This window comes from Clostridium oryzae (genome assembly GCF_002029235.1).
GTDB lineage: Bacteria > Bacillota > Clostridia > Clostridiales > Clostridiaceae > Clostridium_AE > Clostridium_AE oryzae.
Genome location: NZ_MZGV01000024.1, coordinates 1 through 26,425, shown reverse-complemented (window position 1 = coordinate 26,425; position 26,425 = coordinate 1). Strand labels below are relative to the sequence as shown.

The 26,425-nt window shown below is 33.6% G+C and carries 22 protein-coding genes and 1 pseudogene; 13 read left to right on the top strand and 10 right to left on the bottom strand.

What is annotated here, in order from left to right; genetic code table 11:
* Positions 1-51 precede the first annotated feature (51 nt).
* Positions 52-1,791: an ABC transporter ATP-binding protein gene (locus tag CLORY_RS11975; RefSeq protein ID WP_079424689.1), complete on the top strand. Its 1,740-nt coding sequence runs from the start codon at positions 52-54 to the stop codon at positions 1,789-1,791.
* Positions 1,778-3,703: an ABC transporter ATP-binding protein gene (locus CLORY_RS11970; RefSeq protein ID WP_079424688.1), complete on the top strand. Its 1,926-nt coding sequence runs from the start codon at positions 1,778-1,780 to the stop codon at positions 3,701-3,703. The genes CLORY_RS11975 and CLORY_RS11970 overlap by 14 nt, the downstream gene beginning before the upstream one ends.
* 104 nt (positions 3,704-3,807) lie before the next feature.
* Here the strand turns inward: CLORY_RS11970 and CLORY_RS11965 are convergent, their stop codons facing one another.
* Positions 3,808-4,797: a LacI family DNA-binding transcriptional regulator gene (locus CLORY_RS11965; protein WP_079424685.1), complete on the bottom strand. Its 990-nt coding sequence runs from the start codon at positions 4,795-4,797 to the stop codon at positions 3,808-3,810.
* A 469-nt stretch (positions 4,798-5,266) separates the two neighbouring features.
* Between CLORY_RS11965 and CLORY_RS11960 the strand changes: the two genes are divergently transcribed.
* The 8 genes from CLORY_RS11960 (at position 5,267) to CLORY_RS11930 (ending at position 14,412) form a co-directional block, all read left to right on the top strand.
* A complete protein-coding gene (locus CLORY_RS11960; protein ID WP_079424683.1) occupies positions 5,267-6,208 on the top strand; it encodes an ABC transporter permease in 942 nt (313 codons plus the stop codon).
* A gap of 18 nt (positions 6,209-6,226) precedes the next feature.
* On the top strand, positions 6,227-7,135 hold the full coding sequence (locus CLORY_RS11955) for a carbohydrate ABC transporter permease (protein ID WP_079424679.1): 909 nt from the start codon (positions 6,227-6,229) through the stop codon (positions 7,133-7,135).
* Positions 7,136-7,323: 188 nt separating this feature from the next.
* Complete coding sequence (locus CLORY_RS11950) at positions 7,324-8,931, top strand: type 2 periplasmic-binding domain-containing protein (protein ID WP_207652205.1); 1,608 nt, start codon at positions 7,324-7,326, stop codon at positions 8,929-8,931.
* 255 nt (positions 8,932-9,186) lie between these two features.
* On the top strand, positions 9,187-11,577 hold the full coding sequence (locus CLORY_RS11945; RefSeq protein ID WP_079424675.1) for a glycoside hydrolase family 31 protein: 2,391 nt from the start codon (positions 9,187-9,189) through the stop codon (positions 11,575-11,577).
* 84 nt (positions 11,578-11,661) lie between these two features.
* Positions 11,662-11,805 (top strand): hypothetical protein, encoded by a 144-nt coding sequence (locus tag CLORY_RS23285; RefSeq protein ID WP_169911608.1) that lies wholly within the window; start codon positions 11,662-11,664, stop codon positions 11,803-11,805.
* A gap of 59 nt (positions 11,806-11,864) precedes the next feature.
* On the top strand, positions 11,865-12,542 hold the full coding sequence (locus tag CLORY_RS11940; RefSeq protein WP_079424673.1) for a manganese catalase family protein: 678 nt from the start codon (positions 11,865-11,867) through the stop codon (positions 12,540-12,542).
* A 303-nt stretch (positions 12,543-12,845) separates the two neighbouring features.
* Complete coding sequence (locus tag CLORY_RS11935; RefSeq protein WP_079424671.1) at positions 12,846-13,592, top strand: N-acetylmuramoyl-L-alanine amidase; 747 nt, start codon at positions 12,846-12,848, stop codon at positions 13,590-13,592.
* A gap of 13 nt (positions 13,593-13,605) precedes the next feature.
* Positions 13,606-14,412, top strand: coding sequence for a C1 family peptidase (locus CLORY_RS11930; RefSeq protein WP_079424669.1), 807 nt, complete (start codon positions 13,606-13,608; stop codon positions 14,410-14,412).
* A gap of 487 nt (positions 14,413-14,899) precedes the next feature.
* Here the strand turns inward: CLORY_RS11930 and CLORY_RS11925 are convergent, their stop codons facing one another.
* Positions 14,900-16,186 (bottom strand): glycoside hydrolase family 18 protein, encoded by a 1,287-nt coding sequence (locus tag CLORY_RS11925; RefSeq protein ID WP_079424667.1) that lies wholly within the window; start codon positions 16,184-16,186, stop codon positions 14,900-14,902.
* A gap of 284 nt (positions 16,187-16,470) precedes the next feature.
* Between CLORY_RS11925 and CLORY_RS11920 the strand changes: the two genes are divergently transcribed.
* The 3 genes from CLORY_RS11920 (at position 16,471) to ndk (ending at position 19,002) form a co-directional block, all read left to right on the top strand.
* Positions 16,471-17,925 (top strand): aminoacyl-histidine dipeptidase, encoded by a 1,455-nt coding sequence (locus CLORY_RS11920; protein WP_079424665.1) that lies wholly within the window; start codon positions 16,471-16,473, stop codon positions 17,923-17,925.
* 354 nt (positions 17,926-18,279) lie between these two features.
* Positions 18,280-18,501, top strand: a complete 222-nt coding sequence (locus tag CLORY_RS11915; RefSeq protein ID WP_079424662.1) for a hypothetical protein — start codon at positions 18,280-18,282, stop codon at positions 18,499-18,501.
* 87 nt (positions 18,502-18,588) lie between these two features.
* Positions 18,589-19,002, top strand: a complete 414-nt coding sequence (ndk, locus tag CLORY_RS11910) for a nucleoside-diphosphate kinase (RefSeq protein ID WP_079424660.1) — start codon at positions 18,589-18,591, stop codon at positions 19,000-19,002.
* A 149-nt stretch (positions 19,003-19,151) separates the two neighbouring features.
* Here ndk and CLORY_RS11905 read toward each other — a convergent pair whose 3' ends face one another.
* The 8 genes and pseudogenes from CLORY_RS11905 to CLORY_RS24225 all read right to left on the bottom strand — a co-directional run.
* Positions 19,152-20,633, bottom strand: a complete 1,482-nt coding sequence (locus tag CLORY_RS11905; RefSeq protein ID WP_079424658.1) for a nicotinate phosphoribosyltransferase — start codon at positions 20,631-20,633, stop codon at positions 19,152-19,154.
* A gap of 508 nt (positions 20,634-21,141) precedes the next feature.
* Positions 21,142-22,146, bottom strand: a complete 1,005-nt coding sequence (locus CLORY_RS11900; protein ID WP_079424656.1) for a helix-turn-helix domain-containing protein — start codon at positions 22,144-22,146, stop codon at positions 21,142-21,144.
* Between the two features lie 165 nt (positions 22,147-22,311).
* The gene (locus tag CLORY_RS11895; RefSeq protein WP_079424654.1) at positions 22,312-23,154 is read right to left on the bottom strand and encodes an alpha/beta hydrolase; all 843 of its coding nucleotides are present in this window, start codon (positions 23,152-23,154) and stop codon (positions 22,312-22,314) included.
* 75 nt (positions 23,155-23,229) lie between these two features.
* Positions 23,230-23,520, bottom strand: a complete 291-nt coding sequence (locus CLORY_RS11890) for a helix-turn-helix domain-containing protein (RefSeq protein ID WP_079424652.1) — start codon at positions 23,518-23,520, stop codon at positions 23,230-23,232.
* Positions 23,521-23,549: 29 nt separating this feature from the next.
* Complete coding sequence (locus CLORY_RS11885; RefSeq protein WP_079424650.1) at positions 23,550-24,338, bottom strand: class I SAM-dependent methyltransferase; 789 nt, start codon at positions 24,336-24,338, stop codon at positions 23,550-23,552.
* 134 nt (positions 24,339-24,472) lie between these two features.
* Positions 24,473-25,348, bottom strand: coding sequence for an NAD-dependent epimerase/dehydratase family protein (locus CLORY_RS11880; RefSeq protein WP_079424648.1), 876 nt, complete (start codon positions 25,346-25,348; stop codon positions 24,473-24,475).
* Between the two features lie 36 nt (positions 25,349-25,384).
* On the bottom strand, positions 25,385-25,888 hold the full coding sequence (locus tag CLORY_RS11875) for a GNAT family N-acetyltransferase (protein WP_079424646.1): 504 nt from the start codon (positions 25,886-25,888) through the stop codon (positions 25,385-25,387).
* 383 nt (positions 25,889-26,271) lie between these two features.
* Positions 26,272-26,425, bottom strand: a pseudogene (locus CLORY_RS24225) (transposase); the annotation flags it as partial.

Here is a 26,425-nt window from a genome sequence, read left to right as displayed (position 1 = left end):
TGCAATTTTTTTTAGACTATTAGTTAGAAACCTAACAAAAGGAGGCAAATTATGATAAAAAAATTAGCAAGTTATGTAGCGGAATTTAAGAAAGATTCAGTATTAACCCCTATATTTGCTGCTTTAGAAGTAGCAATGGAAACAATAATTCCATTGCTTATGTCTTGGATTATAGACAGGGGGCTTGGTAAAGGTGATGTGAAATATGTCTGTATAACTGGAATAGTAATGTTAATTGTAGCATTTTTATCACTTACCTTCGGAGTCCTAGGCGGTAAATATGCAGCAAGTGCATCTGCCGGTTTTGCAAGAAACTTAAGAAAAGGTATGTATTATAATATACAGACTTATTCCTTTTCGAATATTGATAAGTATTCTACGGCAGGTCTTATCACAAGACTGACTACAGATGTTACAAATGTTCAAAACTCTTTCCAGATGATAATTAGAATTTTGGTTAGAGCACCGCTTATGCTTATCTGTGCAATGGCAATGAGTTTTTATATCAATGCAAGACTAGCACTAATATTTTTAGCGGCTATTTTTTTTCTTGGAATTTTATTGTATATCATTATGACAAAAGCTCATCCATACTTTATGGCTGTATTCAAGAAATATGATGACTTGAATGCCAGCGTACAGGAGAATCTTACAAATATAAGAACAGTAAAGGCTTATGTAAGAGAAGATTTTGAAACGAATAAATTTTTTAAGGCTTCAAAAAATCTATATGATAATTTTATAAAGGCTGAGAAAATAATAATTCTTAATGGTCCTATCATGCAATTTACTGTTTACACCTGTATTTTGCTGTTATCCTGGCTGGGAGCGAAGATGATAGTTGCTAAAACTATGACTACTGGTGAACTTATGAGTCTATTTACCTACACTACTAACATAATGATGAGTCTTATGATGTTATCCATGATATTTGTTATGCTGATTATGTCAAGATCTTCAGCTGAAAGAATAGTTGAAGTTCTTGATGAAAAAAGCGACTTAGCTAATCCGCAGAAGCCTGTAGTTGAAGTTAAGGATGGAAGTATAAGCTTTAATGATGTGGATTTTAGTTATAGCAAGGATAAGAATAATCTAAACCTTGAGAAGATAAATCTTAAGATAAAATCTGGAGAAACAATTGGTATCATCGGAGGAACTGGAAGTGCAAAATCCTCTTTGGTTCAGCTTATTCCAAGGCTATATGATGCTACAGAAGGGAGCATAGAGGTTGGAGGAAGAGATGTAAGAGAGTATGATATTGAAACTTTAAGAAATGAGGTTTCAATGGTGTTACAGAAAAATGTGTTATTCTCAGGTACAATAAAGGAAAATCTAAGATGGGGTAATAAAGAAGCAACTGATGAAGAGTTAATAACAGCATGTAGACAAGCTCAGGCAGAAGAGTTTATTTTAAACCTTCCTGATAAATATGATACCTATATAGAACAAGGCGGAACAAATGTATCTGGGGGTCAGAAGCAAAGGTTATGTATTGCAAGAGCACTGCTTAAGAAGCCTAAGATACTTATTCTGGATGATTCTACAAGTGCCGTTGATACTAAGACTGATGCACTTATCAGAAAGGCTTTCAGGGAATCAATTCCTGATACTACAAAGATTATTATTGCCCAGCGTATTTCTTCCGTTCAGGATGCAGATAAGATTATTGTCTTAAATGATGGAAGAATAGATGGGTATGGAAATCATGAAGAGTTGCTTAAGACAAATGATATATACCGTGAAGTATATGAATCTCAAGTGAAAGGAGCTGACAGCGATGAGTCAAAATAAAGCTGGTGCGCCAAGACAAGTTGGTAGACGAAGGGTCGGATACGCAAAAGCCGATAAAAATTCCTTAAAGACATTAAAGAGACTGCTGTCTTATGTATTTAAAGAGTATAAGCTTTTGTTTGCGGGTGTAGTAGTAATGATTCTTATAAGTTCGCTTGCAAATGTTGTTGGAACACTATTACTTAGAAATCTTATTGATGACTATATAACACCTCTTCTAAAAAGCTCGACTAAAGACTTTGCTCCACTGCTTAAAATGATAATTACAATGGCAGTTATATACTATGTGGGAGTTATATCCTCATATGTATACAGCAGGTTAATGATTAATGTGTCTCAGGGCTCACTTAAGAGGATAAGAGATGATATGTTTGGACACATGGAAACTTTACCTATAGGCTTTTTCGATACACATGCACATGGGGATATAATGAGCTTATATACCAATGATACAGATTCATTAAGACAGATGATAAGTCAAGGTATTCCTCAATTGTTAACTGCGTTTATAACTGTAGTCAGTGTATTTATATCTATGATCTACTTGAGTGTGCCTTTAGCACTTATTGAAGTGCTAATTATATTACTGATGGTCAAGGTAACTAAGAGTATTGGTGCAAAAAGCGGAAAATATTTCGGCTTGCAGCAGAAAGATATTGGAGCATTAAATGGTTATATAGAAGAGATGATGGAAGGACAGAAGGTCGTAAAAGTGTTCTGCCATGAGGAAGAAGCAAAAATCAATTTTGACAAGTTAAATGATCAGCTTTACGATAGCGCTAATAATGCAAATAAATATGCTAATATCCTTATGCCTATAATGGGTAACATTGGATATATAAACTATGTAGCTGTTGCTATAATGGGTTCTTTATTAGCAATTGCCGATTTTGCAGGTTTTACTCTTGGAGGCCTTGCTGCATTTTTACAGCTTACAAGAAATTTCAGCCAGACTGTAAATCAGATGGCACAGCAGTTTAATTTTGTTATTATGGCATTAGCCGGAGCTGAACGTATCTTTAAGCTTATTGATGAACAAAAAGAAATGGACGAGGGTTATGTTACTCTTATAAATGCTCGGGAAAATGAAAAAGGTGAGTTAGAAGAAGCTAAGGAGCGTACTGGAATATGGGCCTGGAAGCATCCACATGGCGATGGTACTGTAACTTATACAAAATTGCTTGGTGAAGTAGTATTTGATGATGTTGATTTTGGTTACAACGAGGAAAAAGTTATCCTTCATAATATTAAGCTTTATGCTAAGCCTGGACAGAAGGTTGCTTTTGTTGGAGCAACTGGAGCAGGAAAAACTACTATAACCAATCTGATTAACCGTTTCTACGATATACAGGATGGAAAAATCAGATATGATAGCATAAATATAAACAAGATAAAGAAAGAGGATTTGAGAAAGTCTTTAGGCATAGTACTTCAAGATGCACATTTGTTTACAGGAACTGTTGCTGACAATATTCGATATGGCAAGCTTGATGCAACTGAAGAGGAAGTAATAGCTGCTGCAAAGCTCGCTAATGCACATCAGTTTATTAAGCATCTTCCGAAGGGATATGATACAATGCTTACAGGGGATGGCGGGAACCTTTCACAGGGACAGAGACAGCTGCTTACAATTGCCAGAGCCGCAATTGCAGATCCTCCCGTACTTATACTGGATGAAGCTACTTCAAGCATAGATACAAGAACGGAGGCTATTGTTCAGGAAGGAATGGATAAACTGATGAAGGGAAGAACAGTGTTTGTAATAGCTCATAGGCTTTCTACAGTTAAAAATTCTGATGTGATTATGGTGCTTGAACAGGGCAGAATTATTGAAAGAGGAAATCATGATGAATTAATAAATCAAAGAGGAAAGTATTATCAGCTGTATACGGGAGCGTTTGAGTTATCATAAAGAAGAGAAAAGAGTAGAGTTTAGGAAGGAATTCAGCTGCGCTGAGTTCCTTCCAATCTTATCCTTTAACAAAATGTCAAGTGCCAGGCACTTGACATTTTATATTAAATAGATTTAACAGAATTACGTTCTACAAGCTGAACATCCAAAACAGTGCTTTCTGTTGGAAGGTCATGATTATTAATGTGACGGAATAGAATATTACTTGCAAGTTCAGCTTTGCGGTCAATATCTTGTGAGATAGTTGTAAGTTTCGGTGTGATATATCGACAGAAAGGAAGATCATCAAAACCAATTACTGAGTAATCTTCAGGAACTTTTATATTTCTATCCGTCATTTCATTGATTAATCTGATTGCCAGCATATCTGAAGTCGTGAATATTGCAGTTACGGGTTCTTTGAAATTAAGAATCTTCTCTGCTAAATGGGTATTATCATCAGTTTCAAGTATATGTTCAGGTTTTAAAGTTAAACCAGCATTTTCGATAGTATCCTTAAATCCTTCTAGACGGTGTTTACAAACACCGCTGGATTTAATATTGAAACTAAGAAATGCAAGATCTCTGTGGCCGTGTTCTATAAAATATTTAGCAGCTAGGACGCCGCCTTTGTAATCGTCAATACCGACATTTATCACTTGGCGAACAGGACTATAGCTATCAATAAAAACCAGAGGGATCTGATTAGTCTCTTGAATTTGAAGCATATCATTATCAAAGGTTCCAAGAAAGATAGCACCGTCGACATTCCAGGTATTTAAACGCCGCGTGATATCGTGATAATCATCTATAAAGTGAAGCATAACGTAATAGCCGTGCTGCTGCGCATATTGTGTAATATTTCCAAGCATAATAGAATTATATGAATCTTTCAATGAAGAACCCTCTCCGCGCATTATTATTGAAACAATACGAGAATTCTTTGATGATAGACTGCGTGCAGATGAATTTGGAACATAACCGCTTTTTTTTATTATCGCCAAAACCTTTTGAGTGGTTTCTTCTGACACTTTAGATTGGTTTCCATTAATAACTCGGGAAACGGTCATAACACTAACACCGGCTTCCCGAGCAATATCTTTTAATGTAATCATAGCTTACTCCTCTTTTTATTTAGGTTAACGGATAACATTCTAATTCTGATAATAACTATTCTATTCTTCTAATTATAGTTTATATTTAGCATAATTGCAATAAAATATTCTCTTTTAATCAAAAATAGAAATAAGTAATAATTCATATAAACCCTTTAATAGACACGTTTTAGTAAAATGTTCTATTTGGGGCTGCTAATATAACTACAAAATGTTATAAATAATCTAACGAAACAATATTGACATTTTATGAAACCGATGTTAATATCTTTATAGGGTTATCGGTAACATAAAACTAACATATAAGAACAACGTTATATAAATTAAATATCTATAAATACATTAGAATATAACGAGTTATCCACTATTATGCATGTGTTATCGTCAACATTTTGTAATCGATTAATTGTTGATAAACGAATATAAATTCAACTGAAAATTAATTTATTGTTATGAATGGGGGATTTTTATGAATATGTTAACTGCAAATTCGAGTAGAAGTAAAGCTACTTTTAAGAAAATTAAGCGCAACTGGGGCTTATATCTTTTATTATTGCCTTCTCTGGTACTGCTTATCTGCTTTACATATAAACCTATGTATGGCGTTATAATTGCATTTAAAGATTATCAACCGGTGGAGGGGATACTGGGAAGTCACTGGGCTGATCCGTGGTACAAATATTTCACAAAGTATTTTCATTCGTATCAGTTTGTTACTACAATTAAAAATACTCTGATTATAAATATATACAGCTTGATTGTAACATTCCCATTCCCTGTAATACTTGCTTTAGCAATCAATCAAATGAGGGCAGAGAGATTTAAAAAGGTTTTTCAGACAATTACCTATATGCCTCATTTTATTTCCACAGTAGTTATGGTTGGATTAATAACACTCATTCTTTCTCCTGGAAGCGGAGTTCTTGGAAATATATGCAGATTAATTGGTGTACAGGCTCCTAATCTAATGGGACAAGCAAATGCCTTCAGCCATATTTATGTATGGTCAGAGGTTTGGCAGCATACTGGCTGGGACAGCATCATTTATATAGCAGCACTTTCAGCCATTGATCCAAGCCTTTATGAAGCAGCTACGATAGATGGAGCTAACATCTGGCACAAGATTAGATATATAGATATTCCGATGCTAGTACCTACGATTGTTATCCTATTAATCTTGAGAGTAGGCGGACTTATGGGACTGGGTTTTGAAAAAGTTTATTTGATGCAGAACAATTTGAACCTGTTAAGCAGTGAAGTCATATCAACTTATGTTTATAAAATTGGTTTGTTAAGTGCTCAGTATAGTTACTCTGCTGCAATAAATCTATTTAGCACAATCATTAATTTCATTCTACTAGTCACGGTAAATAGAATTTCTAAAAAATTCAGTGATAGCAGTTTGTGGTAGATATAGGAGGAAAATCATATGGAAAATACATTGTCAAAGGGAAATAAAGTTAGGCGCTCCAGGCAGGATGTCATTTTCAGTACTATCATTTATGGTTTGGCAGCATTTATTTTAGTAATAGTAATATATCCTTTATATTTTGTTATTATTGCATCTTTCAGCGATCCATCTGCGGTATCCAGTGGACAGATATGGTTTGTTCCAAAAGGATTTACACTTGATGGTTACACCGAGTTATTAAAACATCCTGAGATATGGAGAGGATATGGCAATACAATTTTATATACAGTTGTAGGTACTCTAGTTGGTCTTCTTGTAAATATTACGGCAGCGTATGCATTGTCAAGAAAGGATTTAGTCGGCAGAAACTTTCTAATGATGCTATATGTATTTACGATGTTTTTTAACGGTGGACTTATTCCAACTTTTCTTACTATAAAGGAATTTCATTTATATGATACATTTGCAGTAATGGTGCTTCCGTTCTCAGTATCAGTTTACAATATTATTGTAGCACGTACATTTTTTCAAAGCAGTATTCCAGATGATTTATGGGACGCAGCTCAGATTGATGGATGTGGAAACTTAAGGTATTTTATAAAGGTTGTGTTACCGCTATCAAAATCTATTTGCGCTGTTTTAGCCTTATGGATAGCAGTTGGACTTTGGAATTCATATTTTAATGCATTAATCTATCTTAAAGATAGTTTACGATACCCACTGCAGATAATTTTGCGTGATATTTTAATTACTAATGCTGATCAAAGTGCATTGGGAACTGGTGAAGCTGCACAAATCGCATTAAGGCGTGCTAATTTAATGCGTTATTCAGTCATAATTATTTCTACAGTTCCAATTATGTGTTTTTATCCTTTCGTACAAAAGTACTTCAATAAAGGTGTAATGATTGGTGCTGTTAAAGGCTAACAAACAGTGTTAATTAACTAAATTTCAGCTTGCAATGAAGTTTAATTGCTTTTGCATACATCTTGTTTATTAAACAAGCATTATGCAATTGATAATGAAACTTCTGCAAATAAATATGTCGGAACCGCTAATAATTAGTTTATTTATGGTTTCGATAATAAATACTTAGATTAGGGGGAATGAAAAGAATGAAAAAAAATGTAAAAAAGGCAATCAATCTTATGTTGATTGCTGGTATGATTACTGGAACTGCAGTAGGCTGCAGCAGTAAACATAACAGCAGTGAAAGTAGCAAAAATAATGCTAGTTTCAATTCAAAAGGACTTCCTATTGTAAAGAAACCTATTAAGTTGAAGGTCTTAACAACTCGTTGGGGAAGCATGGGCGATAGTTTTACTAAGAATAAGTGGCTTCAAGATTTGGAAACTAAAACTAATGTGAAGATCAAGTGGGAAGTGAAATCATTAAACGATTGGGGTGAAAAGAAGTCTATTATGTTAGCAGGCGGTGATCTTCCTGATATTGCTATCGGAAATCAGACCTTTGGCGACACAGACATTTTGCAGAATCAGAGCATGTTTATAGCAGTAGATGATCTAGTTAATAAATACATGCCAAACTATGCGAAAGCTTTGGAAGAAATGCCTGAATTAAAAAAGGCAGTGACATTTCCTGATGGAAAGATGTATTCATTAGGTAAAAATCTGCCTAGCAGACCTAAGAGTGAAGCCCAACCTGTAATTAATAAGAAGTGGCTTGATAAGTTAGGGATGAAAACACCTACAAATTTGGATGAACTTTATAATGTTTTATTAGCTTTTAAGACAAAAGATCCAAACGGAAATGGAAAAGCTGATGAAATTCCAATTACCGGAGCTAAAGATATTCAGTTAAATTTATTAAATCCTTTTGGTATAACCGATCTTAACTCCAGTAATATGATGGTAAAGGATGATGGAAGTCTGGTATACTATCCAACATCTAATGAATATAAAGAAGGTATTAAATGGCTGCATAAGCTTTATGCAGCGGGTATCATTGATAAAGAAATCTTTACCCAAGATGATACAATGTACAATGGAAAATGTCAAGATCCAAAGGGAGCTAGAGTTGGCTTCACATATCAGTGGACTCCTGATGCAGTCTTTGGAAAATGGTCCGATCAGTATGAAGCCATTGCTCCGATTAAAGGACCTGACGGAAAGCAGTATGCACCTGGAGATCCTAACGGAGTGTACAGCATACAAAGAAATGAAGCTGAAATAACATCCTCATGCAAACATCCTGAAGTTGCTGCACGATGGTTAGATCAGTTCTATACTGGTGAGGCTAGTATACAAAATTTCTGGGGCGCAATCGGAACTGTTATAAATAAAGGAAATGATGGTACTTATACTCTAAATGATCCGCCAAAGGGTACTAGTGCAGATGCATGGTATTGGGATCAAAGCCTTCGTGATTTTGGACCTAAATATGTAAGCAAGGATTTTCAATCTAAGATTAAGCTGTCCTCAAAGAGCGGTGATGGTTTAAAGGTCGAACTTAGCAAACTGAGTGATCCGTATATAACTAAACCTTTCCCTAATGTAATGTATACTTCTGAGGAGAGCGAAGATCTTACTACCTTGACTACAGATATAGGTAAGTATGTTCAGATAACTCGTGCTCAATGGGTTACAAAAGGTAATATAGACCAGCAATGGGATGCATATGTAAAGAAATTAAAAGACATGGGACTCGATAAATTAACTAAGATTCGTACAGATGCGTACAACAGATATCAGAAAGTAAAGTAATACTTGGATTAGTGGCAATAAAAAGGGCAAATATAATATACTTATTACGTTTGCCCTTTTAGTAATAAAGAGAATTGATTTTATAAATCGCCTAGATAATATTTCAGAGAAGTCAATAGGCAGTATTTTTCGATATTAATTCTTATATTATATTAATAAAAAAGATTTTTAGATGTGTACTAATCTAATAGATGCCTTAATTACATCAATATGGAAATGATAAATCTGAAAATAAAATACGGAAGGGTGCAAGCAATGAATGATATATATAAGATAGAGACAAATCCTCTATGCAATAAAGAAAATATAGTACAGGGTGATAACTATAGGTTTACTGTATTGACGCCTGAAATGATAAGAATGGAATATAGTGATGATGGATTATTTGAGGATAGAGCAACACAAAAAGTAATTAATCGTGACTTTGATGTACAAAAGTTTAAAGTCATAGATGAAGAAAATAATTTGGAAATAATAACAGGTCATGTCCATTTGATATATGATAAAAAGAGATTTTCAAAAAATGGATTAATACTTAAAGTTAGAGGAAATACAAGCAATTATCAAAGCATTTGGCATTTCGGAGAAGAGATTCATGACTTAAAAGGAACAGCAAGAACACTTGATGGAGCTAATGGAGCTATTCCACTAGAAAGAGGATTACTTTCTGTAAATGGATATTCCGTTATAGACGATAGTCAGTCATTAGTATTGACTGAAGATGGCTGGGTTGAACCGAGAAAAAAAAGTGTAACAGATATTTATTTTCTTGGTTATGGAAGAGAATATCTTCATTGTTTAAAAGATTTTTTCAAATTGTGTGGAAATACGCCGCTTCTGCCAAAATATGCATTAGGAAATTGGTGGAGCAGATATTATAGATATACTGAAGAAGAATATAAAGAATTAATAGAAAGATTTCAAAAAGAGAAAATACCCTTTACTGTTGCGGTAATTGACATGGATTGGCACCTGGTGGATATTGATCCTAAGTATGGCAGTGGGTGGACAGGCTACACGTGGAATAAGGAGCTATTCCCTGATCCAAAAGAATTTATGGGATGGCTTCATCAAAAAGGGCTTAAAGTCACATTAAACGTGCATCCAGCAGATGGAATAAGGGCGCATGAAGAAATGTATTTAGAGATGGCAAAGGCGTTGAAGGTTGATTACGCAAGTGAAGAAGATATACAATTCAATATTTCAGATCCTGCATTTTTAGAGGCATATTTTAAATATGCACACCATCCAAATGAAGAAAATGGAGTTGATTTCTGGTGGGTTGATTGGCAGCAGGGAAATAACTCAAAAATTGAAGGACTTGACCCATTATGGATGCTAAATCACTATCATTTTTTGGATAGTAAACGTAATGGGAAGAGACCAATGACATTTTCAAGATATGCAGGTATAGGCAGCCATAGATATCCAATAGGATTTTCAGGAGACAGCTTTATAACATGGGAAACATTGGACTTTGAGCCTTATTTTACAGCTAATGCATCAAATGCAGGCTATGGATGGTGGAGTCATGACATCGGTGGACATATGCTTGGAGTAAAAGATGATGAAATGGCAGCAAGATGGCTTCAGTTTGGAGTGTTTTCTCCTATAATGAGATTGCATAGCTCTGCAAGTTTATTTAACGGAAAAGAACCTTGGAGATATAAACCGGAAATACATGAAACAATGAATAGATTTTTGCGACTGCGTCACAGCTTAATACCATATATTTATACAATGAACAGAATATTTAATGTGGATGGAGTGCCTTTAATTCAGCCTATGTACTATCATAATTCGGAGATAAGAGAAGCTTATGAAGTACCGAATGAGTATTATTTTGGTACAGAGTTAATTGCTTGTCCGATAACACGTCCTATTAACAGCAGAATTGAAAGAGCGAAGGTGAAGGCGTGGTTACCAAAGGGAACATATATAGATATGTTTAATGGTATGATTTACGATGGAGGCAGAAATATTAATCTATACAGAGATATTAATCATATACCGATACTTGCTAAAGCAGGTGCAATAATACCAATGGCAGATATGGAGCACTGCTATAATGAGCTAAATAATCCAGAGGATATGGAAGTAAGAATTTTTGCAGGTGACAATGGTTCCTTTACAATGTACGAGGATGATGGGGACAGTCTTCAATATTTGAATGGAAAATATGTAGAAACTGAAATGAATTTATATTGGAATAAAGCTGTTAAATTTGAAATAAAACCTGCAGCTGGAGATAGTTCAGTTATCCCTGAAGAAAGAAACTATGTTCTTAAATATATCGGATTTACTGATTGCAAAGCTGTAACAGTTAAATCGGACAATAAAGATGTGGCTTATGAAAAAGAATATGACAGTTATATGAATATGATTACTATAAGAGTTAATAGTATAAATACAAAGAGCGGATTAACTGTAGAATTTAATGGCAGTACACAATTGAGCAGCAATGACATCAATAAACGAATATTTGATTTCTTAAATCAAGCTCAAATAGAATTTGAACTCAAAGATAGAATTTATAACATAGTTAAGTCAGATAAGACTCAAGCCAGAATAGTGGGAAGACTGCAGGCAATGGAATTAGACGAAGATTTGTTCGGTGCTTTGTGTGAAATTATACTGGCATATTAATGGCATTTATGTTTCTGCATATATGAATAAGAAGGAAGAATAAAACATATCTACTATTAATAAGTATTTTTTAGAGGTTAGTATATGAAAAAACAGGATAAAGAACCAATACAGATAGTTGTTCTCAATCCAGAAGCTCTTGATGCTGCAAAAGAAAAGGTAACAAAGTATTGTTATGAAAAATATATAGAGATGAAAAGCAGCGAGAAGAGAAATAAAAATATTTAAGAATAATTACCTTCACAAAGTAAAAAATAAACTTATATTTATTTACGGAGGTGAAAGTAATGTTTAAACATGAAAAACCATTGCTAAATGGGATACAAGTAAAGGTAGAAAGACCCAACCCACAGTATGCTGTGCTTATGCAGGAACAATTAGGCGGAGCAAATGGTGAACTTAAAGCAGCTTTGCAGTATTTATCTCAAAGTTTTAGAATAAAGGATCAAGCCATAAAAGATTTGTTCCTTGATATCGGAACAGAAGAATTAAGTCATATGGAGATAGTAGCAGAAACTATAAATCTGCTTAATGGACATGAAGTAAAATATGATTCGGTAGTGAGCGGAGAAATTGAGACTCATGTATTGTCTGGTCTGGCACCAGTACTTATAAATTCATCAGGAGAGCCCTGGACTGCAAATTATGTTACTGTTACAGGGGACCTCGTAGCAGATTTGCTTTCTAATATAGCTTCAGAACAAAGAGCAAAGGTGGTATATGAATACTTATATCGCCAGATTACTGATAAGGAAGTAAGGAGAACAATAGATTTTCTGCTAAATCGTGAAGAAGCACATAATGCACTGTTCAGAGAAGCACTAAACAAAGTTAAAGATACGGGATCAAATCAAGATTTCGGTGTTACAGAGGATTCAAAATTATATTTTGATTTGTCAACACCAGGAAAGTATTTTGATGCACCGAATCCAAAGGAACCGAGTTTTTCAAGTCCAAGAAGATGAAGTTTGCGAATTAAGAGAAAAAGCAGCAATAGTGAAATAAAAAAATTAATAAATATTAGAAGCCAGAGTGTAAAAAATGGGTGGAGCCGTTATAGGTTGCAGCCATTTTTTATGTACATATATAGAACATACTGAATATAATAATATCGGAAAAGTTATGCGATTTGTTCCTATAGCATTTTTCCTGTTATACCTGCCCTCGTTTGTTAATTACATAGCAAATGAGGGTATTTTTGTCCTCATAATGATAAGTTAATTGACTTGTATATTGCTAATTTTTTAATAGATGAGGAGGAAATCAATATGAAAATAGCTATACGCGGGGGACACAATTATGCTGTTCCGGGTGCAACCGGGATTCTTGATGAGGTTAAGGAAGATAGAAAATATTATAAAGCAGTTATGAAATATCTTAGGGATGCAGGACATGAGGTGCTCGATGTTACGCCAGATAGGACGGATACGTCTTCACAAGATTTAAGCTATGGAGTTTCCAGAGCTAATGATTGGGGAGCGGATTTATTTGTATCCTGCCATCTTAATTCAGGTGGAGGAAAAGGCTGTGAAGTTTTGTATTATACGGGCTCTGAAAAAGGCAATAGGTATGCATCTAAGGTATCTGATGAAATTGCAGAGTTAGGTTTTAATAATAGAGGAGCAAAACAAGATGTCAGAGGATTATATGAATTAAATCATACGCAAATGCCAGCTATAATTATAGAGCCTTTATTTATAGATTCAAAATTGGATGTAAAGTTGTATAAGAAAATAGGAGTAGATAAACTTGGAAAGGTCATTGCCGAAGCAATAAATGGTGAAAAAATTATACCTGAATACCCAGGGTATTTGATAATGTATGATCCTAGAAAGAAAGATAAAAATGTGAACCTTATTAAGCAGAGGCTAATGGAACTTGGGTATAAAGGAATGAAAATCAATAGTAAATTTGGTATAGGCACAAAAAGGGCAATAAAGAAATTTCAGAAGAAAAATGGTTTAAAAACTGACGGAGTAGTTGGTAAGGCTACATGGAAGGCCTTATTTAAGTGAAAGGAAGATCAATATGTCTAGACATTATTATAACCTTGAAAGAGATAAAAAAGATGATAGGGATTATAAAGTTTCTTTTGAAAAAGCTGTTAAGATATCAACTAATATGGATTTAAGAAGTAAGCTGCCTGAGATTTTTGATCAAGGTGAACTTGGAAGTTGTACGGCTAATGCAGGTGTAGCAGCAAGAATGGTATTAAATGATATTGATACAGTGTTATCAAGGTTATTTTTATATTATAAAGAAAGGGAACTTGAAGGAACAGTATCAGAGGATTCTGGAGCATCCATGCGTGATATTTGTAAAGCGCTCAATAAATACGGAGTATGTGAAGAGAACTTTATGCCCTATAATATAGATAAATTCACTGATATGCCTTCGGAACAGGCTCTTAGTAATGCAGTTAACTATAAAATAGCAGCATATAAAAGGCTGGTTAGTTTAAATGAGATAAAGAGATATATTGCTAGTAATGAGCAGGGAGTACTGATGGGTATTTCTGTATATGAATCTTTTGAATCAGATGATGTAGCTGCAACTGGAAAAGTTCCTGTTCCAGATATCATAAGTGAACAATATCTTGGTGGACATGCGATATATGTAGTTGGATATAAAGATGAAACTAATAATTCGATGGATAAATGTTTATTTAGAAAGTGGATAATGAGATTTTCGAAAAAAGCCAATACGGCAAAATCTAAAGGCTATTTGATATGTCGTAATAGCTGGGGATCTGAATGGGGGGACAAAGGTTATTTTTATCTTCCTTATGAGTTTGTTGAGGAAGGGTTCGCATATGATTTCTGGGTTGTAGAATAGTTTACAAGTAGGTATATAGAGTTGGCATAGGGTAGGAAGTGATTAGAGGAGGCATTTTCCAGCCGATGGAAATCACTTCCCGCCATTTTTGATGATTATGGATAACTTTTAATTAATATTAAGATACACCACTAAATAGTAGAAAAGGTGGTTGCTAAATAAAAAAACGGTACAGCATGTTTACGAAGAAGTTAAAAAGAGACAGTAATATTTTTTGAAGTTAATGAATTAAGATAAGAAGGCAACAAAAGCAGTATAATAAAAGCATCTTGTTAATATTAAGAGTTAGGGCATTAAAAATGGTTACATCCGACGGAGGCATTTGGAGTGAGTTTAGCAATTATCCGTGTCTTTTAGGCAAATTTCCGTTAAGATGGCGAATTGTTTGAGGCGCAGCCGAGTTATGAGCCATTAGGAAATTTGACTAAAAGATGCGGTGAAATTGCTTAACGCAGCGGAATTAGCCGACATAGGGTGTAACCATTTTTTATACTATCTTTTCTATATTAAACATGCTATCTACGATATACCAATTCATTGGCGCAGGATTTCCTAGAGACCAGTAGCTAACGCCGCGAAGACCTAACTCATTAACTAGCAGATATTTTTGGAACAGGCTTCGAGCATCTTCAAACCAAACTTCGTGTTCATTACGAGCTCTATCATAATATTTAAAATGAGGGGATGCATATTTAGTATTATAGCTGATAGCAGCACCGTTGTTAGCAGCTATTCGAACAGCTTCTAGAAAACCAATTGCTTTAGCAAATTCCCCTCCCGGCGTATAAGGCAGAGTCCAATCGTAACCGTATAGAGGCATGCCCATCATTATTTTTTTAGCCGGTATTACGGAAAGAGCATAATTTAGAACTTTTCTTACTTCTGATATAGGAGCTACAGCCATTGGAGGGCCTCCTGACCAACCCCATTCGTACGTCATTATTATTACAAAGTTTACAATTTCACCATGTGCTCTATAGTCATGTGCTCCATGCCAAGCACCTTCTCGTATATCATAGGTTTTAGGAGCCAGCGCAGTAGCAACTAAATACCTTGGATTAAGACGAGCTACTACTTTTCTTAAAAATGAATTATAAGCTTCTCTATTTTGAGGGGATATTCTTTCGAAATCTATTATTACACCATAATAACCTTTACTTTGGATTGTAGATAAAATATTGTTAATCAATGTATTTTGTAAAGCATCATCGGTAAGTATTCTATCAATAAGTCTAGTATCGAAACCGCCAGAGGCACTTATATTTGTTACTGAAAGAAGAGGTGCCGTTCGATAATCTTTAGATCTTCTTATTATATTTTCATCTCGTATTGGTGTTAGACCTGCATTGGCATTTACCTGATAACTAAATGGAGAAATATACGTTAGGTAAGGTGCAGCTTCATCGATAATTCGATTTTCACGTTCTGTAGTTGATGGAATTATGAATCCATTGGTTTGAATAGTTCCATATCTTTTGGGTTTTTCAGGAATTATTAGTGTTCTTCCTGGATAGATTGTTTCAGATACTGATAAATCATTTGCGGCGGCTATGCTTTCAGCAGTAACTCCATACCTTGTTGCTATAGAGTAAAGACTTTCTCCACGTCTTACACTATGAACTGCAGCTACACCTGGAATTACTAGCGATTGTCCAACGACCAGATGAGGTATCTGGTCTAGACCGTTTGCTGCAATCAATTTATTTAAAGGAACGCCATAAGTATTTGCTATGGACCAAGGAGATTGGCCGCTTGCTACTGTATGAATTTTCAATGCTTTTACCTCTATTAATTTATTACTATTAATAATATATTATCTTTCTTAAAATTTGTGATGAATTATTGCAAACTTTATTCTGTATCTTAATAATTAATGCATAAACCATGTTAAAGTTTTCAGTGAATAATTATGTTGGATGGTTTGGAAAATTTGAGTGCTTATGGTTATATAAATGCGGTAAGTATGGTAAAATTATTTTATAGATAAATTTTCTAGGCTTTGTATAAACAATACAGAATTTAGTGCAATGCACTTTATATATTGAAAGGATGAGGTAAATGGCAGAAGTTTTAAAAGATTTAGAACCTAAAAAAGTTTTTCAGTTTTTCGAAAAAATAACACAGATACCACATGGATCAAATAACGAAAAGCAAATAAGTGATTATCTTGTAAGCTTTGCTAAACAGCGAAATCTTGAGGTTATTCAAGATTCAGCAAATAATGTCGTTATTAGAAAACCTGGCAGTAGGGGTTATGAGAATTCTCCTACAGTAGTACTTCAAGGACATATGGATATGGTATGTGAAAAGAATTCAGATGTAGATATAGATTTCGAGAAAGATCCTCTTCAGCTAGAGATAGATGGGGATTATATAAAAGCGAAAGGTACAACTCTTGGCGGGGATGATGGAATAGCAGTGGCTTATGCACTAGCAATATTGGATTCTGACGATATAAAACATCCACCTCTAGAAGTGCTTATTACTACTAATGAAGAAAACGGTATGACTGGAGCAGCTGTTCTTAAAGGTGATGAAATTAAAGGAAAGCTTCTTATAAATTTAGATTCGGAAGATGAAGGAAAACTTCTGGTAAGCTGTGCAGGTGGGCTTAGAAGCAAGGTGAAACTTCCTATAACCAGAGACTCAAAAACAGTGAGTGAAGCCTATGAGATAAAGATATCAGGACTCAATGGAGGACATTCTGGCGATGACATTAATAAGGAAAGAGCCAATGCAAATATTACCTTAGGAAGGGTCTTAGTGAATATATACAAAAATGTTGAGTTCAGACTTGTTGAGATAAACGGCGGAGCTAAGAACAATGCAATACCTAGAGAAGCAAAAGCTGTTATTAGCTTTGATCCATCTAAAAAAAGTGAATTAGAAGCATTAATAAAAGATTGGAATTCAATCTTGAAGAATGAATATAAGAATACTGATGCAGATATAAAAGTTGAACTTTCTTCTGCAGCTGGAGTTTCCTTTAAAGTTTTCACAAAGGAAGCAACAGAGAAGACTATAAAACTTACACATGTTATGCCTAATGGAATTTACACAATGAGTACAGATATAAAAGGACTTGTTCAAAGCTCAACAAATGTGGGAATACTAACTACAGAAGAGGATTCAGTAGTATATGATAGTGCTGTAAGAAGTTCAGTTAGAAGTTTAAAATATGATATATTAAATCACACAGAAATTATTGCGGAAGCTTTTGGAGCAAAAGTAGAAGTTACTTCTGAGTACCCTGAGTGGGAATACCAGAAGGATTCTAAATTAAGAGATTTATTTACAAAAGTGTATAAAGATCTATATAACGAGGAACCAAAGGTAGTCGCAATACATGCTGGAGTTGAGTGTGGACTATTTAACGAAAAATTCGGCGGACTTGATATGGTATCGCTTGGTCCAGATATAAAAGATATTCATACTCCTAAGGAAAAGTTAGGAATATCATCAACTAAGAGAACCTGGGAGTATGTATTGAAAGTTCTTGAGGAACTTAAATAATATTTTCTATTAATAGTTTATGGGAAAAGGAGCCTAAAAATGAAGTGCACCTCTAAATGTTAAATTTATTTGTATAACAATTGGAACACTTCAAAATAGGTTCCTTTTTTCTAATTTGTCAATAATTTTGATATAAAATAAGTTTTATTGTTAATTTGTGTTTTTTTATTATTTTTAGTAGTAAATTCTTGTATTTATGGATGTGAAGATATACTATGACTGTATAAAATTTATAAAAATGATGAAATTGTTTACAAATTTATATTGTCCAATATAAAATGTAGTGATATACTTATGATAATAATTTACATTTTAGGATTGATTTTATATTTATAGGTACTGGAGTGATATAGTATGAGCAATTGTCCATTTCTTTCTACAGAGGATGAAAAGATAAACTGTTTTAACGAATGCGGTTTTCATGAATATGAAAAGGATGGTGGGTGCTGCCCCTTTAGAAAAGCTAAAAACAGTAAAGATATTAATGTAAAGGAAATAATTACCTTTGATTTAGATTATAGTAGGGAGGAGGACAAGAAGTTTATAGAAAGAATATATGTAAAGAATTATTATTAGAATAAAAATCTGGTTTTCTGAATATAATATATTACGATATCAGTTACTGCTATAGGACTAATGGTCTAAAAATAGGAGAGATATATTATGGAAAGGACATTAGTATTAATTAAACCTGATGGAGTAAAACGGAAACTTATAGGAAAAATAATTAACCATTATGAAGAAAAAAATCTGAATATTACTGCACTTAAAATGGTTAAAGTTACAAAAGCAATGGCAGAGGCTCATTATATTGAACATAAGGGCAAAGATTATTACGATTCTCTTATAGAGTATCTGCTATGCGGAGAAGTCTGCGCTATGATCATTGAAGGCGTCAATGTTGTGGAGATGGTAAGAAAGGTTAACGGAAATAAAGATCCTGTTAAAGCAGAAATGGCTAGCATAAGAGGACAATTCAGTAATGATGTTACACAAAATTTAGTGCATGCATCAGATAGTCCAGAACATGCAGAACGAGAAATAGGCATATGGTTTCCAGAAAAGAAGAGTAAATAGTAAGAAGAGAAAAGAGTAAAATGATGGACAAAATTTCGTTATACGAAGTTTTTATAAATTTTTATGAATTCAGCATAGCTGAATTCATACCATGTCTTTACTCTCTACTCTTTACTCTTTTCTCTAAAAATCGGCGGTTGCCGATTTTTTTAGTTATTGCCTTCGTAATCATCAGATAGTTTTTGAAGAAGGTTTTGTTTTAAGGTCCAAAGATTAGGTGAAAGATCTACATAATAATTATGAGGGTTTTCAAATCTTAAGACTTCCGGCCATAACTTTTCAGTTTCAACTTTAGCCAAGTCTCTTAGTTCTGTAACCTTAGGACTTTTATAAACTACATTGCCTTTATCGAATATTTTTATTCTCAAATCTTTAACGAAATAATTTGTAAGCTTCTTTTTCTTCCAAGTATATATTGGATCAAATATTACTAAAGGCTTGCTCTCATCTATTACTTCATCATTTAGAGTCAATAGATCAGCTAAAGCTTTGCCGCTAGCTTTATCAAAAATTCTATATATCTTTTTAAAGCCTGGATTTGTGATTTTTTCTTCATTTTCGCTTATCTTTATCTTAGGTATTATTTCTTCGTTTTCTTCTATAGCTGCAAGCTTATAAACTCCACCAAACACTGGCTCAGATCTTGCAGTTATAAGCCTTTCACCAACACCAAAACCGTCTATTTTAGCTCCCTGATTTAACACATCTAAAATTATATGTTCATCAAGAGAATTAGAGATTATTATCTTAACATCTTCATAGCCAGCAGCATCTAGAGCTTTACGGCATTTATTAGTAAGATATGTTATATCCCCACTGTCAATTCTTATACCCTTTGGTCTTAAGCCTCTAGGTTTAAGTATTTCGTCAAAAACTTTAATAGCATTTGGAAGACCAGATTTCTGTACATTATAGGTATCTACAAGTAACGTACAATTATCTGGATAAGTTTCAGCCCATGCCTTGAAAGCCTCATATTCGCTTGGAAACAACTGAACCCAGCTATGAGCCATCGTACCTGATACAGGTATATCAAACATTTCTTCTGCAATCGTACAAGCTGTTGATGAACATCCGCCTATTACTGCAGCTCTAGCACCATACACTGCACCGTCGTACCCTTGAGCTCTTCTTGACCCAAATTCCATAACGGGTCTTCCATTTGCAGCACGACATATTCTATTAGCCTTTGTAGCAATCAGTGTTTGATGATTAATAGTAAGAAGTATCATCGTCTCAAGAAACTGTGCCTGAACTACTGGTCCTTTTACTGTTACGAGAGGTTCATTTGGAAATACAGGATAACCTTCTGGAACTGCCCAGACATCGCAGCAGAACTTAAAGTTTTCAAGATAATTTAAAAAGTTTTCGTTAAAAATATTCTTACTTCTAAGATAATCTATATCTTCTTTTGAAAATTTAAGGTTTGACATATAATCAATCAGCTGTTGAACTCCGGACATTATGCAGTAGCCTCCACCGTCTGGAACTCTTCTGAAAAACATATCAAAGTATGCTGTTTTATTTGCGACATCATTGAAGAAATAGCCATTCCCCATTGTAAGTTCATAAAAATCAACAAGCATAGTAAGGTTTCTAGAGTCTTTTACATCAAAAAAATTAGTGGTCATATATAAATCTCCTCTGAAAATTATTGAGTGAATCTATAGATAAACAGCACTGCGTATATAGATAAGTTGTGAAAGTTCTAATACATTCTGACTTCTAAAAGATCCTAGGGTCGAACCGATTCAGCAGTGATATTTTAGAAGCCACCATGTAAGAACTTTATTGCAACTTATATAGATTAAAAGTTAAGTTTATCTAATAAGATTTTATAAATGAAGTATTAAAAATATTATTATAATTTTAATACTAAGTACTTATTATTACAATAGCAAAAGTGGTCTTCCTTGTGATACCTGTAAAGAAATGTATTTATATTTTGTATCCCCCAAAAATATATTTTCAGGTTTTAAGTGAAATAACGTAGGTTCAGCGTTGCTAATCCTACGTTATTTTAGCTTTAAGTTTATTATGCCTTTAAGCTGAAGATTTTTCTGAGAGTGAGAGGAGCTTTGAATATTATTTTCTTGAATAAATACTTATAGAACTTATCCATTTTATACGGACTAAGAATTATTTGCGTTTAAGCCATTGTTCTACCATTCTGTAATATTCATTGTCTGGCTCAGCATTTTCATAATAAAACTCTAATGTCTGCACATAAAGGATTTGTCCATCTATATCCACAGGTTCTGCATTTCGGAAAAGGAGTTCATCCGTATCATCACCTAGGTTATCTTTGTAAAACATACATCGAACTTTCATGTCTTGAAAAATTGCATCAAAATATTTGAACCTATTAAAGCTGCTTTTTACTTTTCCATGATAATGAAAGAAATCCTTTATTCTCTGCTCTTCATTCCAATTAAAAGTTAGACAGATTTTTTCAAGTTTAAATTCCAGTCCATGTGCAAATATCATTGTTTTACCGTCCACTTTAAATTTAATTTTCTCTTGATCTAATTTTTTTGAAAGCGATAGCAAAATCCTCCAGTCATCCTTCTGCTGCATGTCTTTTAAGTTGATGTGATATTCACATTTTTTATTCTCCATATTTATTCCTCCTTTATATTTGGTAGTTTTATCATAACAATAAAAGAGGTTTCGTTCTTGTTCTGAAGAATTTAGTTTTGTCAGTAAAGATAGCTGATTGTTATTTGACGTGTTTTCCCAGCCGCCGGTTAACTCAAGCTTTATCTTTAGAGGGCTAAATACCTTAGTTTCCGCATATGTCCTTCTTACAAAACTTGGTGGAAATCCATGGAATCTTGTAAAGGCCTTGGTAAATGCTTCTGGTGTTTCATATCCATACTTAAATGCTAGATCTATAATATGTATATTAGAAATTAACAGCTCTTTTCCAGCAAGTGAAAGGCGCCTGTTTCGGATATATTCCATTATGGTTATGCCGCAAACAATTTTAAATAAGTTATTAAGAGTAGACACACTCAGATAAAATTGTTCTGTAATATTATTTGGAGTTAACATTTCAAGAATATTGTCTTCAATATAATCAATAATTTTCTGTACCGTTTGTATAGAAATAGTATTAGCACTATTTTTTGATTCCATTGGCATAGTCCATTCCCCCTTAAAATCGGTACTGTAATTATAACTATAATTAGACTGATATTCCTGTCCGCAAAAAATCAACTTTGTCAGTTCAGTTGTGATTGTATCAATTTTATGCGTACATAATTATATTCATTCAAATCAGACCATATCTGATTCATTAAATAATGTCTATTTACAGTTCCGTCTCACAAATTTTTCTACTATATCTAATATAGCATTTCCCCAAAAAGTAGGACAACAATGTCCTTCATTTTCTAATTCATAATATTCTACCTCTTTGTCAAGCTGTTTTAACTTTTCGAAAAAATTGCGGCTATGTTCTACAGAAACAAGTTCATCTTGTGTGCCGTGAAACATCAAAATTGGAGGAATATTCCGTTCAGCTGAAAGATACGTTGCACAGCTAGCACTTTTAGCAAGTCCTGGGACATTTGTCACATCATTTGTACCTAGCAAATCCTCTATTGGTCCATCTCCATTTGACAGCGACATATCAGTTGGAGCACAATAACTAATAATTCCATTAACTTTACAAGGAATACTATTTTCCATGTCAATATCAAGTTCACCATAAGTAGCGGTTAATCCTGCTAAAAGTGCAATATGACCTCCTGATGAATCTCCACTTATAAAAATATTATCTGTGTCAATATGAAATTGTTCTGCAATTGAATGAATAAAACGAATAGCTTTTTTAGCATCAATTACTTGTGCAGGGAAAACAGCCAACTCCGATTCTCTATATTGAACTTCAGCTATTGCAAAGCCTCTTTTTGCTAGTTCTGCACGTGCCGGTATGCTATTATACATTTCCTGCCGGTGCCAAGCAGAACCTGGTATAAATAAAATGATGGGATATTTTTTATTCTCATTCCAGTTCCGTTTATAGGGTATTATTAATTGCAAACATCTCTTACAATTTTCATATTTACAATACTCCACATCAGGAACATATAACCACTCTAATTCTCTATTTTCAACCGCTAATCTTTTTAATAATTGCTTTGCCATTTTAATCTCCTTCCATGAAATTTATTACAATTCAATTTTATATTTACTATTATTTCAAATCAATAAACCTATAGTTTAATTAAGCATATATAAACGAGAAAGCATCTTGTCCTCTTTACCGAGAACATAGATGCTTTCTAGCGATACTTCATAGAGTGATGTTAACACAAACATATTGTTGATATCAGGCAAACAACGCCCTGATTCCCATTTGTAAATTGTAGTTAGATTGTTAAATCCAAATATCTTTTGTAATTGTTCAACAGAAATATTAGCATTCCTGCGTAACTGCTTTAATCTTTTTCCTGTAGCTGCTAGATTCACATTCGGAATCTCATAGGCATAAAAAGAATTAATATTTTTCATAGCTCCTCCTTTATAGTTTTATAAAACTATTATTTCTTTCTACAAATAAGCAATGCATGGTTAGTTAAGCCCACGCAATACTTACTGGATACAATTAAATCTGCAAGATGAAACCATACTTTTCGTTGTTCCTCACTGAATCCTTCAATTACATTATCTGTAAGCAGAAAATCCAATCCAGCTAAACGTTCATAGGTCAATCCTGCTTTAGTTGCTTCTGCAATCATCTCTTCCGGCATTGAATAGAAAAAAATATCGGGATTTGCATCATCAATACCTTTAGTCAGCACATTTTCATCAATCTTTGGTGTTAATAAATTTTCCCATCCAAATGCAGCGGCAAATTTTGCAATTGCTCCAGTTTTATTAATAAAAGCAATTGCAATAATGCCGCCTGGTTTGCAAATTCTCGCACATTCTGCCATGCATTTTGTACGGCCTTCTGGATTTAGGTGGTACATTGGTCCAAGGCACAGTACAACATCAAAGCTATTATCTGCTACATTGCACAAATCAGTTGCATCTCCAACTTCAGCCTTAACATTAGAGTAGCCATTCTCAATTATGAGTTTTTGAAATATATTAATATTTACGGATGATAAATCAATGCCTACATATTCCTGACAGGACTCAGCAAAATACATACCATAGTATCCGCCGCCGCAGCCTATTTCAAGAATGCGCTTATCTTTTGAAATATATTTGTTTAAGATCTTCTTTGTGTTTATAAACTCCATTCCATATTGACCAGCTTCTTTTGCACGGTTAATTTCATTACCAGATGCGTATGCGTTAATTACTTTTTCTTTATTATCCATAGATATTTTCCTCCAGAGCTTTATATTAAATATCGTAGTAATTATATTTTAACACATATATCCCAATATAGGCATTTGATTACAAGCCCAGTGGAGGCATTTTTCAGCCGACGGAAACCAATTCTTACCCTTTTTTATAAATTGGAATTTATTAGATTAATATAATAATCTGTTAGTTCAAAAATCCAATCTTTCAGATTTGTAAATTCAAATCCCAAGTTCTTAGCTCTGTCAGTATTGATGCTGTATTCAGGTTCATTATTATATGGTGCAGCTTCTCCATCTTTTGAAATCATAGCTTTCTTGCCTGTCTTTAACTCAACATAATCTAATATCTCTCTTATAGATATCGTTCCGTTGGAACTGCCATTCAGTGGCCCAGTATATTCCTTATCTACTAAGAAGGAAATAAACTTACCTGCTTCATCAGAACGTATGTAACTCATTTGACAATCAACGTTATCAATATTCATTGGATTTTCTTTAATAGTATGTTCAATATAAAACAGCAAACGCTTTGTATAGTCGTCTTTTCCGATGGCAAAAGGATATCTTACCGCTATCGCATTTACATTTTTATATGCCTGCCATAAAGCACATTCAGCCTGTCTTTTTATTTCTTCATATGGAAAATCCATTCTAGAGCACCATACCAATTTCTTGTCAAGCGCATTAAAATCATCTTCTATAGTATTCCAGTGTTTTGGTTCGTAAACAGATGTGCTTGACATATAAATATATTTATCACAATCAGCAACATCTAGCACATATTTTATATCATTAGAGCAGTAAGCAATTTTATCTATTATAATATCATATTTCTTATCAGCTAGAGCCATTTTCATGCTTTCTGGATTTGTTCTTTCTAATATTATTCTTGAAACCTTATCTCCAAATGAATCTTTTGCATTACCTCTTGTAGCAATAGTAACATTATGACCTTGTTTAAGTAGGTCATTAACCATGTGTATTCCAAAGTATCTTGTTCCGCCAATAACAAGTATGTCCATATTTACCTCCAAATTGTTTGTAATTAATTTTGCAAGTTATGAATTAAGAATATAACGACGCAATGCTTTATCCACTCCTTGGTATTTGCCAATCCCGATATAGTCCAATTTAAAATTGCACTTTTCCAATACTTTATGAGAAGCTATGTTTTCTTCTAACACGATTCCATAGATAATATTAATTTTCAATTGTTGCATAATAACTGGTAAAAAAGTGCTAACTGCTTCTGTTGCATACCCATGACCAGTATATTCTTTTGCTATGTGGTATCCTAGTTCCCATCCTTCTTCGATTGAACATGCCTGAACATATCCAATATTAGTTTTATCTTTTAAAAGTACTGGATATAGAAAAGGACCTTTTTCATATTGATATGACTTGATTAGCCATTCAATAGTTCTATGTGCATCTTCTAATGTTTCAAATACTTCATCTGGTACAAAACGTCGATTATCTTCGTCTACAGAATTTTTTTGGAATGCATTGCACATATCTTTCGTTAAATCCGTAATTACTAATCTTTCTGTTTCAACTAACATAAATTTCCTCCACAAATATCAATTTATCATATAGAGAGCAAGTATTTTTTTGAGTTTTTAATTTAATACACTGGTGTTCAGAGAATGGAAAACATTGTTTAAAAAAAGTAATGCAGTAACCACAAATTATATAAACATGAATATTAGATATATTTATCAATATATTGCCATAAGAAAAGAGTATAGTTGTTCAATAAAACACTTTAATGTATATTGGATATTTTTTCATTAACTACCTAAGTATGTTCTCCACGAGAACAATTTGTCGTCAATTTGCTTGCTTATACAATGCTTTATTTTTCGATGTATATTAGTAAGTGAATATTCTGGTTTTTCTTGTTGTATTAATTTTAGTAATAGAAACGAAATTATTGTTGAGATTATTTGTTGCATAACGGCATTATGACTATATCCTATAAATTTTTTAATCTTAAGGTTTTGCTTTATCCATTTAAAGAAAATTTCGATATTCCATCTTTGTTTATAAAGCCAAGCTATTTCTTCAGTTGATAAATGAAAAAGATTCGTAGCAAAAAC

Excerpts from the sequence above, each read along its gene's own strand:
- CLORY_RS11975 (WP_079424689.1), top strand. The coding sequence starts at position 52 with ATGATAAAAAAATTAGCAAGTTATGTAGCGGAATTTAAGAAAGATTCA.
- CLORY_RS11970 (WP_079424688.1), top strand. The coding sequence starts at position 1,778 with ATGAGTCAAAATAAAGCTGGTGCGCCAAGACAAGTTGGTAGACGAAGG.
- CLORY_RS11965 (WP_079424685.1), bottom strand. The coding sequence starts at position 4,797 with ATGATTACATTAAAAGATATTGCTCGGGAAGCCGGTGTTAGTGTTATG.
- CLORY_RS11960 (WP_079424683.1), top strand. The coding sequence starts at position 5,267 with ATGAATATGTTAACTGCAAATTCGAGTAGAAGTAAAGCTACTTTTAAG.
- CLORY_RS11955 (WP_079424679.1), top strand. The coding sequence starts at position 6,227 with ATGGAAAATACATTGTCAAAGGGAAATAAAGTTAGGCGCTCCAGGCAG.
- CLORY_RS11950 (WP_207652205.1), top strand. The coding sequence starts at position 7,324 with ATGAAAAAAAATGTAAAAAAGGCAATCAATCTTATGTTGATTGCTGGT.
- CLORY_RS11945 (WP_079424675.1), top strand. The coding sequence starts at position 9,187 with ATGAATGATATATATAAGATAGAGACAAATCCTCTATGCAATAAAGAA.
- CLORY_RS23285 (WP_169911608.1), top strand. The coding sequence starts at position 11,662 with ATGAAAAAACAGGATAAAGAACCAATACAGATAGTTGTTCTCAATCCA.
- CLORY_RS11940 (WP_079424673.1), top strand. The coding sequence starts at position 11,865 with ATGTTTAAACATGAAAAACCATTGCTAAATGGGATACAAGTAAAGGTA.
- CLORY_RS11935 (WP_079424671.1), top strand. The coding sequence starts at position 12,846 with ATGAAAATAGCTATACGCGGGGGACACAATTATGCTGTTCCGGGTGCA.
- CLORY_RS11930 (WP_079424669.1), top strand. The coding sequence starts at position 13,606 with ATGTCTAGACATTATTATAACCTTGAAAGAGATAAAAAAGATGATAGG.
- CLORY_RS11920 (WP_079424665.1), top strand. The coding sequence starts at position 16,471 with ATGGCAGAAGTTTTAAAAGATTTAGAACCTAAAAAAGTTTTTCAGTTT.
- CLORY_RS11915 (WP_079424662.1), top strand. The coding sequence starts at position 18,280 with ATGAGCAATTGTCCATTTCTTTCTACAGAGGATGAAAAGATAAACTGT.
- ndk (WP_079424660.1), top strand. The coding sequence starts at position 18,589 with ATGGAAAGGACATTAGTATTAATTAAACCTGATGGAGTAAAACGGAAA.
- CLORY_RS11905 (WP_079424658.1), bottom strand. The coding sequence starts at position 20,633 with ATGACCACTAATTTTTTTGATGTAAAAGACTCTAGAAACCTTACTATG.
- CLORY_RS11900 (WP_079424656.1), bottom strand. The coding sequence starts at position 22,146 with ATGCCAATGGAATCAAAAAATAGTGCTAATACTATTTCTATACAAACG.
- CLORY_RS11895 (WP_079424654.1), bottom strand. The coding sequence starts at position 23,154 with ATGGCAAAGCAATTATTAAAAAGATTAGCGGTTGAAAATAGAGAATTA.
- CLORY_RS11890 (WP_079424652.1), bottom strand. The coding sequence starts at position 23,520 with ATGAAAAATATTAATTCTTTTTATGCCTATGAGATTCCGAATGTGAAT.
- CLORY_RS11885 (WP_079424650.1), bottom strand. The coding sequence starts at position 24,338 with ATGGATAATAAAGAAAAAGTAATTAACGCATACGCATCTGGTAATGAA.
- CLORY_RS11880 (WP_079424648.1), bottom strand. The coding sequence starts at position 25,348 with ATGGACATACTTGTTATTGGCGGAACAAGATACTTTGGAATACACATG.
- CLORY_RS11875 (WP_079424646.1), bottom strand. The coding sequence starts at position 25,888 with ATGTTAGTTGAAACAGAAAGATTAGTAATTACGGATTTAACGAAAGAT.